This window comes from Paenibacillus sp. MB22_1 (assembly GCF_047200555.1).
In the GTDB taxonomy this organism is placed as follows: Bacteria; Bacillota; Bacilli; order Paenibacillales; family Paenibacillaceae; genus Fontibacillus; species Fontibacillus phoenicis.
In genome coordinates this window covers 2,268,403-2,280,720 of record NZ_JBLADV010000002.1, presented here as the reverse complement: position 1 = coordinate 2,280,720, position 12,318 = coordinate 2,268,403, and the positions used below count along the sequence as shown (strand labels likewise).

6 protein-coding genes are annotated in these 12,318 nt (G+C 46.7%); 1 reads left to right on the top strand and 5 read right to left on the bottom strand.

The window, feature by feature from the left end; all coding sequences use genetic code 11:
* Window positions 1–585: 585 nt before the first annotated feature.
* A protein-coding gene (locus ACL02P_RS22215) for an IS3 family transposase (protein WP_156124786.1) occupies window positions 586–1,706 on the top strand; the annotation gives its coding sequence in 2 pieces (ribosomal slippage) (window positions 586–835 and window positions 835–1,706; 1,122 coding nt in all).
* A 221-nt stretch (window positions 1,707–1,927) separates the two neighbouring features.
* Here ACL02P_RS22215 and ACL02P_RS22210 read toward each other — a convergent pair.
* The 5 genes from ACL02P_RS22210 to ACL02P_RS22190 all read right to left on the bottom strand — a co-directional run bounded on the left by ACL02P_RS22210 (window position 1,928) and on the right by ACL02P_RS22190 (window position 12,294).
* Window positions 1,928–2,629: a M48 family metallopeptidase gene (locus ACL02P_RS22210; protein ID WP_412838094.1), complete on the bottom strand. Its 702-nt coding sequence runs from the start codon at window positions 2,627–2,629 to the stop codon at window positions 1,928–1,930.
* Complete coding sequence (locus ACL02P_RS22205) at window positions 2,629–5,709, bottom strand: type I restriction endonuclease subunit R (RefSeq protein ID WP_412838093.1); 3,081 nt, start codon at window positions 5,707–5,709, stop codon at window positions 2,629–2,631. The genes ACL02P_RS22210 and ACL02P_RS22205 overlap by 1 nt, the downstream gene beginning before the upstream one ends.
* Before the next feature lie 13 nt (window positions 5,710–5,722).
* Window positions 5,723–7,573 (bottom strand): restriction endonuclease subunit S, encoded by a 1,851-nt coding sequence (locus ACL02P_RS22200; RefSeq protein WP_061574128.1) that lies wholly within the window; start codon window positions 7,571–7,573, stop codon window positions 5,723–5,725.
* Window positions 7,567–9,993, bottom strand: coding sequence for a type I restriction-modification system subunit M (locus ACL02P_RS22195; RefSeq protein WP_412838092.1), 2,427 nt, complete (start codon window positions 9,991–9,993; stop codon window positions 7,567–7,569). Before ACL02P_RS22195 ends, ACL02P_RS22200 begins: the two co-directional genes overlap by 7 nt.
* 336 nt (window positions 9,994–10,329) lie before the next feature.
* The gene (locus ACL02P_RS22190) at window positions 10,330–12,294 is read right to left on the bottom strand and encodes a C40 family peptidase (RefSeq protein ID WP_061574127.1); all 1,965 of its coding nucleotides are present in this window, start codon (window positions 12,292–12,294) and stop codon (window positions 10,330–10,332) included.
* Window positions 12,295–12,318: the final 24 nt, after the last annotated feature.

Genomic DNA, 12,318 nt, shown 5'->3' with positions numbered 1-12,318 from the left:
GGATCGCTGCAAGCCGCCCCCATTGCGCTGAACTGTGGCTGGACGGAAGTATCATTATCCCTCCGCATGGGTCTTCGCCTTAAATGGAACCACCCTTTATGTATTGCATGGGCAAAATCGCTCGCAGTTTACCGCTTCTGATGAAAAAACATGCGAAAATAAGAATTGGCAAAATGGTCGTGGCGCGCCTGCAATTTGGCTATCCTTCCAGGCCATGCGGGGAACGTACCGGATAAGATTGTATTCGGTTGTCAAAGAGCTACGAGGGAGATGTTTTGTCCCTCTACTATCCGCTACATTTTCAGGGCAAAATCGGAACCTGTTTTGCGAGATTTCGGGGAAAAATTTTCGTGACGAAATGAGAGGGGAATGGTAGGGGGAGGAAAACAAAAAGACGGTGCAGGAAAATTCCCTGATCACCGCTATTTTTAAACTCCAATGCAACTTTGAAATGATTACTGCTTATCAGAACCAAAACTTCAGCATATTATCATTAGAGCGATTTTGGATCGTCTACACTTAGTTGGACAATAAAAATGAGGGCTTGTAGAATAAACCTATCATCCTAAGGAGCGGATCTCTACAATGCCAAAACAACAACGACGTACCTTTACAGCAGAATTCAAAAAACAAATGGTAGAACTCTATGAAAACGGAAAATCCAGAGCAGCGATCGTGGAGGAATATGACCTCACAGCCTCCGCTTTAGACCGCTGGATCAAACAAGCCCAAACAACGGGTTCCTTCAAGGAGAAGGACAATCGCTCCTCCGAAGACAATGAGCTGATTGCCTTGCGAAAGGAGAACCAGCGTCTGAAAATGGAGGTGGATATTTTAAAGCAAGCCGCGCTGATCATGGGACGAAAGTAGCTATCATCCAGAACAACCGTGATAAATACTCGGTATCAGCAATGTGCGACGTCCTGCAAATCGCAAGAAGTACGTTTTACTATGAAGCGAAAGAACAAACGAGCGAAGACGATGTCGCCGAAGCGATTGCGGACATTTTCCATAAGAATCGAAAAGCTTACGGTACACGCAAGATTAAAGTCAAGCTCCAGGAACGTGGTTTCGTCGTCTCCAGACGTCGAATTGGCCGGATCATGAAAGAGCAGGGACTTGTTTCTACGTACACCGTGTCGCAATATAAACCCCTTAAGTCCGCGTGTAATGAAGCGTCTACAGCCAATACGCTGAATCGCGAATTCGATCAAACGGAGGCTAAACGAGTCGTTGTCAGCGATCTGACGTATGTGAAAGTTCAGAACCGGTGGCATTACATTTGTGTACTTATCGACCTGTTCAATCGAGAGATCATCGGCCATAGTGTAGGCCCTCATAAGGATGCCGTGTTGGTTTCTCGTGCCTTTGCAACGGTTCAGGGTGATTTATCTCAGATTCAATGGTTCCATACCGACCGTGGCAGTGAGTTTAAAAATCAAAAGATGGATGCACTTTTGGAGACATTTGAAATTGGCCGATCCCTGAGCATGAAAGGCTGCCCCTACGACAACGCTGTGGCGGAAGCGACCTACAAGATTATGAAAACAGAGTTCGTGAACCAGATGAACTTCCAGAGTCTTCGTCATCTGGAACTGGAATTATACGATTATGTTAACTGGTTTAACAAGCATCGGATTCATGGAACACTAGGATACATGACACCGGTTCAGTATCGCCATGCAGCCCTTAAAAATGCTGTCTGATTTACTGTTGACAATCCATTTCCCCAACGTATTGCTGAAAATCAATAGTCATTCATCTTTACCATTGATAACATTAGGTGCAATAGCCCTGATGTTCATGAACTGCTGTGATCATTTCTCTACAAGGAACTTGTGGGTGCTGCCCCTCAAGCTGCTGCTGTAGCCGCTCCTGAGCTTCTTCATACGCTGATCTGTAAAGGGTTCCGTAATACGGTTACCGGTCATTCCATGAAATCAAGTATCTGCCCATTTAGTTTCCTTTTTGTTTCTCTCCAATAGGGCATGTACTTGTCCATGAGGGAAAGAAAATGCGCGTTATGGTTCCTTTCAACAAGATGCAATAGCTCATGTAAAATAATATATTCGAGGCAATCAGGCGTCTTTTTTGCTAATTGCAAGTTAAACCATAATTTTCGCTTATCCGTGTTGCAAGTACCCCAACGGGTTGTCATGTATTTGGTCTGCCAACCGTCACACTTAAGACCGGTTATATTCTCCCATTTGGGAAGAAGCCGTGCCAATTCACGTTTCAAGAGGTCACGGTACCATTCTTTGACGAAACTATCCCGCTGCTCTTTGGTACTGTCTTTGCGTACAGTAAGAATTGCCTTGTCTCCTGACAGGACAAGTGAATTTTTACCGGTACCGTATTCAACTTGGAGAAAGTACTGTTTTCCCCAAACATAAAGTGTTTCGCCAGAAACGTATTCCCGCTCAGTCTGACGAGGCTGAGCTTCAAATTTTTTCACCTGCTGTTTGATCCAACTGGACTTTGTACGCACAAAGCGTTCAATTGCTTCGTCGCTCATATCCATAGGAGCCGACACGGATACTTTTCCGTTTGGAGGCTTAACATACAGGTGCATATTTTTTATGCTTTTTTTGCATACCTCAACGGCTATGCCGGATATTATAATTTGCATTAGTATTCCTCTTGTTCGCAAATGATATTGAATACACGCTCAACCTCTGACTCGTCTTTCAATATTTTGAAGAGTTCCCGCTTAATGCGCTTTTCCTTGATGGGATTGTGCCTGAACCTGTCCTGCTTGCTCCGCAACACAGCCTCATGTAAGGCGATTGCCAGTTCTTCATCTTGCCCGCAGTTATCATAAAATGCTCGGAGTGCGCCGCTCTTCCTGATTCGTACTGGATAAGCGTCGTTCTCTTCAGGAGCAGTCACATTTTTGGCGAGTTCAATATACTTTTCGAGAAGTTGCTCGTAGGCTATAACTCCCTCACGGCGATCGCGGATGAGCTGCTCTAAGATAGCGGACATTCTCTCGTAGTACTTGGGGTTGATGAGAATTTTTTCAACAACCTTTTTGCGGATATTATTTTCGATCGCTTCCGCAGCGCCTTCTTTGTTACCGCCATCGCCTTTTAGTTTTTCTTCCTGAGTGAGGATAAAATCAAGTAGTGTAAAATCATCAAAAGCTCCGAGTTTGCGACTATCTTCGGCAATAATATAATTGTCGATTAAATACCTCATCCCTGGTTCAAACAGCTTAAGGTCAATGAAATCCGCACTGGCTTGGCCGATTGTCGCTTTTAGGGCTATATAAAATTCTACCTTTTTGGCAAGTTCCTCCTGAACGGAAGGCGTATATCCCGCCGCGCTCATATCTGGTTTGATTTCTGTATACGCTCTAATAAGTCGATTTACAAGCCGATAGAGCTGCTCGCGGCTTCTTGCGAACGCCTCGTCTTCATTAATGTCAACACCGTTTTCCCCGCAGAAATAGTGGATGTAGTCAATTTCCTGGCGCGGCAAGGCTACGCCCTCGCACAAATCATCAAGTTCTTCAAGGGTCTTATCAAAGAATTTCCGCGCCTCCTCAAGGCGGTCTTTGATTAAACCTTGTACATCTTCTTCATCGTACCCCTTAAAGGCTCCGGCTGTATACTTGTTCAACGCGTCGGTCAAATCCCCGAACAACTGCTTGTAGTCGACAATATAACCGAAATCCTTCTCTTCACCGTCAAGACGGTTCACGCGGCAAATCGCCTGAAACAGACCGTGGTCATGCATTGTCTTATCAATGTAAAGGTAGGTACAGGGTGGAGCATCAAAGCCAGTCAAGAGTTTATCCACAACAATCAAAAGCTTCATATTTGCGGGTTCTTCCACAAACTTACGCTTAGCTTCTTTCTCGAACGTCTCCACATCCTGCCCACCGAGCATTTTCTTGTAGATTTCGTATTTTTCAAATGCCTCGGTGTCCTCGTCGGTGCTGACGATGTCCGTCCTCAAGTCGCCCTCGCGCGGCACGAAAGAGGATATAATCGCACACTTCTTAAAACCTTTGGACTGGAATATCTCATAGTATTTGCAAGCCGCATAGATAGACTCGGCAACCAAAATCGCGTTGCCATTTCCATCCATCAATCGGCTCTTGGTTTCCATATCGAAAATAATATCACGGGCTATGCTTTCCAGCCGTGTACGCGAACTAAACAGCGTCTGCATATTCCCCCATGCCGATTTCAGTTTCGCCTTGGCACGGGGAGTAAGCGCGATTGTTTTGGTCTCAAACCACGCATCGATTCTATCCTGTGACGTGATATTTTGCGGGATATCACGGGCTTCATAGCGCAAGTCGAGAACAACGCCATCTGCAACGCCTTCATCGTATTTATAAGTGTGTATGTATCCTCCAAATATTTCAATGCTAGTCTTTTTATTTTTCTTGAGAAGAGGCGTTCCCGTAAAACCTATGAAGAGTGCCCCCGGTAAAATTGCCTTCATTGCCTGGTTTAACTTGCCGGACTGCGTCCGATGGCACTCGTCAACGAACACATAAAATTTGCCCTTAGCCGAAAAGTTTGGCGGGAGGGTCTTAAAGAGTTCCTCGATGTACCTGTCGTAATCAAGGTCTGTTATTTCTCCGCTGCGGTTGCCGAATTTATGAATGAGAGAGCAAATCAAGCGGTTTTCAAAAGAGTTCAGCTTGCTGATTAAGTCCGCACAGGTTTTCGTTCGGACAATTTTCTCATCAACGCCGATATACGTTTTTTCCACCTGTTCGTCCAGTTCGTCGCGGTCGGTAATAATCAGAACACGAGCCTCCGGGTCGTTTGCAAGAATCCACTTGGATAGCCACACCATTGTCAGCGTTTTGCCGCTGCCTTGCGTATGCCAGATGATACCGCCTTTGCCGTCAGCAATCTTCAACTGCGCCTCTTTGATACCAAAGAACTGGTTGTGACGGCATAGTTTCTTTATCCCTTTGTCAAAGATAACAAAGTTGTGGATAAAGTCGAGCAGACGCTTCTTTTGGAACATGCTGTATAGCTGCCAGTCCAGCTTGTCTGGTAGTCCTTTGCAGGCTTCCAATATATCCAGGGAGTTATTGTCGCGTGATTCTGCGTAGTTTTTCCATTCCAGATAATTTTTCTCGTCCGTGCCGACCGTGCCGTAGCGCAGCCCTTCGCTGCTATTGCCCGCCATCGTAAACTGAATCGTCGTAAAGAACGGCTGAATGAAGTATTCGTGCTGGTTGGTGAGATTTTGCCTAATACCGTTCGCAACTGAAATCGTACTCTTCTTGAGTTCAATCACGGCAATGGCGATACCGTTGATATACACAACAATATCAGGACGTTTCTCACAATTGTCGACCACCGTCACTTCTTCAGCAACCGCAAACTCGTTCTTGCTTGGATGCGCCCAGTCTATGAAGAAGACGGTTTTCTCAGCCTCTCCGGGGTTCTCGCGCACCTTTGCGCCATATTTTAGTAGGGAGTAGACCGCCTTGTTCGCGGCGTAAAGCCCTGACTGCAAATTGCCCGCCGCCTTTCGCAGTTCCTCCACGGCGCGCCTTGCCAACACGTCACTGTAGCCTTGCCGACGCAGAAATGCAGTCAGCTTATCTGTTTCAATATTACTGTTCTCATACGGCTTACGATTGCCATAGTATTCGTAGCCCAAGAGCGCCTGGTTACGGAACAGGGATATGACATGGTTTTGCGCCGTCCGTTCGGCTTCTCCGATTGTCGCCATAATCGTGACCTCCTTAAAACAACGTCTGCAAGTCGCTAATTGCTTTTGCAATCTTTGAGTCGGCGAATGTTTTCTTTTGCAGCTTTGCCTGCCACTCTTTGTTCGTGGCAATCAGGTGTTTGATTGAAGCAACTGAAACGGGAGTCCCGGCTTCCTCCAGGTCGCAGATAGCCATATCTACAGTAGCGAGTAGTTCCAAATCATCAACGGATGTGTAGCGGAACTTTTCTGCCAACCATTGAATATCGTTATGTCTGCCCCAGCGTTCGATATAGTCAAGGGCTTGCCCAATGTTCTTACCTTTGGTGAATGTCGTCCCTATGCCCTTTGTAGTTGTTGTATCGATGTAACTGTTGCTTTTTGCTATCGGCTCACCGCCTTTATAGCGAACCTCATCGGCATAGGGACCTGCCGACTTCTTTTTGAAGGCGACTGTGCTTTCATCCTGTTTGCGGCGCAGGAGATAAAGGAGTTTCTGTATTTTCTTTCTGCCGAGTGGGTATCTGGCGGAGTAGAAAGCGTTCACGATTCCCGCAATCATCACCGCGTCATCAAACTGCCGATTGTGCCCCTTTTGAGCGGATGAGGTTGCGGCAACCTGAAGCTCCGGTTTCTCAGTAACAACAGCGGCGGCTTCAGACTGAACCAGTCGAATCCGTCCTGTCAGCAGTTCTTGCATCATGCCCTTTTTTATGAGTTTTGCCTTGTGCAGTTTGGCGGTCAGGGCTTCTATTTCACTGTCCATGTCGGAAAGGATGGCAGCGATAGCGGATTGCTCCTCCTTTGACGTAGGGAAATACAGGTTTATCTTTGCTATCGACACTTTGTTAACGCCAGTTACTTTTGTGCCAACAGCATAATACTTGAACTGGGATCTAATATTTTCAGTTTGAAAGCAAAATTCTTTAAATAGGTTGTCGAGTTCTCCCGTTTTGGCTCTTGCGATAATCGTATGCAGTCCTGAAATAAATGGCTTACCTTCAATATTGCGTACAACAACATGACGGCTTGCGCCTTCATCATCCTCGGAAGCATCTACGAAAACCACATCACCGTTTTGAAGCAATGCTGTAGGTGATACTTTTGTCAACGATGTATTCAGTCTTGGTATCGAGCTATCGGAACAGACGTCCACAAAAGTTCGGTTTGTGCCGTGAATATCACCATAATGAAGATACGAGTATCCGACAGTCGACAACTGTGCTCTGGATGCCGAAAAACCACCAAAGAAATCGAAGAGTTCACCGAGCGGTTTCTCCCCCCATCCCCCATCAAACCCCGGCAACCGCCGCTTACCTGTAAGCAGTTCCTGCATCGCGCCTTGCTTAATGGCCTTCTTCTTAGCAATCAGCTTTTCGAGCAACGCGATATAACTGTCCACATCGGATAGTGCTTCGGCAATAGCTCGTTGTTCAGATGCGTCAGAAGGAACGGGAATAACTATATTTTCAAAGTCAGTCTTGGTGATTTGGTTAATAGTTGCATTACTGTTGCTACGAATTTGCTTTTGTACAATGGTACTACGGAACACCTGGAAAATATAATCCGAGTTTTCACCACGAAACACTGACATGAAAGCACCAAATGTAGCCTTATAGTCAGCATCAACCAGCGCACATTTCCCTATGAGTGCGCTACTGCCGTTCCTTACGCAAATTACAATATCGCCTTTTCTAACATACTGCTTCTCGTCAACATTGCAGTCCACAAATACACAGTCATCAAAAACAAGTTTTTCATCTTGAATATTTGAAGAACGCAATACCAATAGACCATATGGCTTCACATTATCAGGTCTATATGTTAAACCTTGCAGAATCTCGCCACAATCAAGCAGAGAAACACTTTTCCATCCATTCACCATACAAACCCCATCCTTTCAAGATGAGATTTCACCTTCACCTCGTACTCCGCAACTTTCTCCTGGATGACGGGCAGTGGCTCCTCGTACCGTTCGGTCAGTACGGTCACACGATTTGCGATGCTGTGGGAGATGGCGGTGTAGAGCGCGTCGATCCCCTCGAAAATGGTGTGGTACCACTTGCGATTCACGAGTAGATCGAGTATCTCTTCATCGGTCAACTTACCGTATTGCTCCTTGGTTTTTTGCTCTAGCACTTCTTTCAACCTTTTGAGCGCCTTGCCCTGCTCGTCAATCATAGCTTTCTTATCGGAGAGTGTTTGTAGAACTTCCCGGTCGTCCTTGCCAAGTGTTTTGTTCTTGAGAGCGGCTTTCAGGGCAGTCATATCAAGACTGCCGCTGTCCTTCAACACAGTGTTGATTATAGAGTCGTCCTCCGCTCCCTCTATCATCTCATCCAATTCGCTCTGCGCTTCCGTTACCAAAGTCTCTATCTCATCGATGGCTTTCTGCTCCGCGCGAAAAAATGCCTCAACGATAATGCTTCGTGGAATCAACTTGCCCTCCCAACCGATAACCTTTTCCTCACCTTTCTTCTTGCCGGAGGTATACACCCCTATAATATTTTCAGTTTCCCGAGCCGCTGTGTAACCGTCTTGCGAGACAATGAACACGTCATCAGCCATCACATCCTGCCAATAGGCAAGTAGCACCTGATAGACATCATATTTGTCAACCAATGTGATATTTTCAAATTCCTCAAGAATCGCCTCGGCAAGTTCAACAATCAGTTCCTTTATCTTTGTATTAGCGTCTATGTTGCAGAGTTTATCGTTTACACGGCTCTGCCATTTCTCGAATGCGTCGTCGATTCTATCGGCATACTGACTAAACTCGGCATGTGAATAAATCGTGTGACGCACATCGTCCTTCTTGACTATAGGCTGATAGAACCCTTCACGAAGAGGGGCAAACAATACCGATTTCAAGTCGCCGAAAATACTCCAATAGCGCTCCATATTGTCAACGTCATGCGCTGGGATACCACCTTTTAGATGCGCTTCGATATTCTGCAAATCCTCTGGGAGACTGCTATCGATATAGCGCGAGATGTTAAGATTATATCCATTCTTATCTCTAATCTCCTCGATAGGAACGAAACGGGAGTATTTCGGTTCTTCAATCCGTTCTCTGAATGTCGTAACGATTTTATAGATATCCCGCTCACGCAGACGGTTCTTGTTGCCATCTTTAATGTAGTCATGGCTTGCGTCAATCATAAAGATGCCATCGCGCTCGTCTGCTCCTTCCTTGTCAATAACAATAATGCAAGCAGGAATACCCGTTCCATAAAACAAGTTGGCGGGCAGACCTATGATTCCTTTGATGTATCCCTTGTCCACTATAGACTGCCGGATTGTCGCCTCGGCGTTGCCACGAAACAGGACGCCGTGGGGTAAGATTACGGCAGCCTTTCCATTACGTTTCAGCGACTTTAATATATGAAGCAACCACGCGAAGTCGCCATTTTTCTCCGGAGGCCTGTCGCCATATCCGTCAAAGCGACCGTACTCTTTGAGTCCGTCTGTCCAGTTCTTTGTGGAGAACGGAGGATTAGCGACCACAAAGTCAAAACGGCGAAGCGTAGTTTTCTCGTCATCATCCTCAAAAAACTGCGGGTCGGAAAAAGTGCTGTAGTTGCCGGCAATCTCTCCAGAGGCTTTGTTATGCAACACAAGGTTCATTTTAGCGAGACCCGCAGTAGCGATGTCCTTCTCTTGGCCGTAGATGGCCACTTCAAAAGGCGCTTCATCAGCCGCTCTGATAAGCAATGAGCCTGATCCGCATGCCGGGTCGTATACGGATGTGTCTCTTTTTGTCGCCCGGTCAATGCCAATAACCTTCGCGAGAATCCGTGAAACCTCAGCGGGCGTGTAGAATTGTCCTTTGCTCTTTCCGCTCTCAGTCGCAAAGTTGCGCATCAGATATTCATAAGCATCTCCGATGATGTCGTCGCCGTTGGCACGATTACTGGAAAAATTCAGTTCTGGTCTGCGGAATATGGAAATCAGCCCGCTGAGTTTGTCCACCATTTCTTGGCCTTTGCCCAGCTTGGTCTCATCGTTAAAATGAGCGTTGTCGATAACTCCGCGCAATCCGTTTGCTTCAGCGAGTTTGGCAATGACTTTATCCATTTCCTCGCCGATGTTCTTATTACCTATAAGGGCAACCATGTCATCGAAACTGCCGCCTTCAGGAACCTCAATGTCCGCATAAGCCACACCCTTAAACCTGTCGGAAACGTACTTTACGAACAGGATCGTCAGAATATAGTCTTTGTATTGAGAAGCGTCCATGCCGCCCCGTAATTTATCACAACTCGCCCATAGAGAGCTGTAAAGTTCGCTCTTTTTCACTGCCATGTTATTTGTCTCCTAATCTGCTGAACCGCCGTAAATTCTGTTAAGGGCAGATTTATTTTGCCCCCGACGACAATGAGGGGGCTAAGGTCATCCCCTGAATTATCCATGAAGCAACCCTTGCCTATGCTTCTACATTTTACAACTTGGGCTTGGTGGCACCGAAAGTTGAGTAAGTACGTAAATTCGACAGCCTTAAATTAAATTCCTGCAATTTATCCACTAAAAAACGAACCCGCGCTTGGAAGAAGCGCAACGAATGATTCGATAAACTTCGTTATAGTACCAAGGTTGGAGAATTCCTAACAATAGTAATAACAAGCCGATTCCACCAGGCAATCATTTTGAGCCTACAATGTGAGGCCTGCCAAACAGCACTTGTTTATCCGAATCGAACAGCCCGCGATAAACCACTTGTCCCCGAGTGGAGGAAGCGTCCACTACTTTGCCGTCTCCCGCATAAATGCCGACATGAGTAATATCCATGAATCTGCCATTACGCTCGTAGCTCCAAAACACAAGGTCACCTGGAACCAAGTCGGCCGCGCTTACTGTCAGACCATTCTCCACGCAAAATCTGGCCTGCTCCGCAGCGGTTCGCGGCAAGCTGATACCCAGTTGACGATAAACCCATTGGACGAGATAGCTGCAATCCGTAAAGTGGTCCTGACCGGCCTTTGGTTGGCTGTACGGATCGCCTAGACGAGTCAGCGCCAACTTGACGGCTTCACTGCCCAGTTCCCCTTCGGGCAATTGCTGTTGAACCAAATCAAGCTGCTCCGGCGTCAAGCCAATATCCGCATCTTTTCCAAGTATCGCAAACATAAGCGGGCGGAACTCCTCGGACAGCATTTCCTTCATTAATTCTATCTGTTCATTTGTAAAGCGGTATATATCTGCCTGTTGCTCCGCAGTATGGCTAGTGACGGTAATATGCAAAATGCGCTCATATCGGGTAATCGTCTCTTCGCTGGTGCTCCCGTCCTCATGTTCTACCGTAACCGTTTCCTTATGTTCTACCGTTTCAACACGAGATTCCAGCGAATTCATATCCCAAAACACCGATCGGATGATACCGATTCTTGTTGCATCAAGCGTGGCCACATCCATTCCGTTTTCCGCATCCGTGACGGTCTTCACGGCAAAGACGGCGATAATGTCCATCCAGTTATCAATTCGAGTGTTGTCCGCGCTGCCGGGATAATGAAATTCCACCCGGTCTACATTTCCAGCGGATCGCTGTAATTCTGCCAGCCGGGCGGCAAATTCATCGTCTATTTCCTGAACGATTCGGGTAAGCGGCTTTACATCGGCATCCGTATTTTCAACTGACACAAAGATACCGAAAGGAGAGGAAATAACCGCCGCGCTCACCATGACAATGCACAAAACTACAATTACCGAACCGCTGATCCCCAAAAGCGCCGTCAATCCATTGACAAGCAAGGCGGTGGCTCTTACAACCATTTTAATGATAAGGCGATTCAATCTCGCGATGGCTCGCGCGGTTTGAATGGATCGGTGGGCAGACATCGCCATCTGCGCAGCCCGCTGTGCTTCATTGACGGCATTCATTTTCCCTTCAGTTTGGGCATCCGAATGATTGTTAACGTGCTCTAGCCGATGCCCATTTTTTATAAATGGCGATAATGTCTTAAAATTTCGTACTTTCCGTTTGATCGTATAACCTGATTGTTTTGATATAGCAGAGGGGACTCGGGTTAACGGTTTCACGCGTCCATTTGCTGAACGAGATACCGCGCCGGAGAATGTTTCCTTCTTCCCGGCCGGTTTTGGATGTCCGATATCCCGTTTTTGCATCCGTTCAGGAAAGCTGCCTGTTCGAGAACAATGCAGAAGCCGGGCATTGACCCGGCTCCGTATAAAACGTTGTTTTCCTGAATGCGAGCCAGAAGACAAGACGTATTTTCCATTAACCGGCTTACGGAGACGTATGCTACGGGCAAGTCGCGGTGTACGCGCAATCGAAGACTCCGCATTAACATCAATCGGGCTCTGACTTGTGACAGAATCACCATCTGGCAACGGCCGCCTTTTTAGAATGTGCCGGATCAATCTCTTGTTGATACGCAGACTCATCCCCATTTGGGCACGAATCGTTTTTTTCGTAGCCGCTGCGGAATGGCGCTGCGCATATTCAACTGGAGACGAGGAAGTCGTCTTGTCATTCTCAACTTGCCGCTTGGCACGATCGCTTGAACGCCTTACACGATGCAACACGTTTGGGAATCTGTCCAGACGTTTGATGTCTTTAACAACACTCCTCGTTTTAATTTCCTTCATCGTCCCATTCCACTCCCGTCGTTG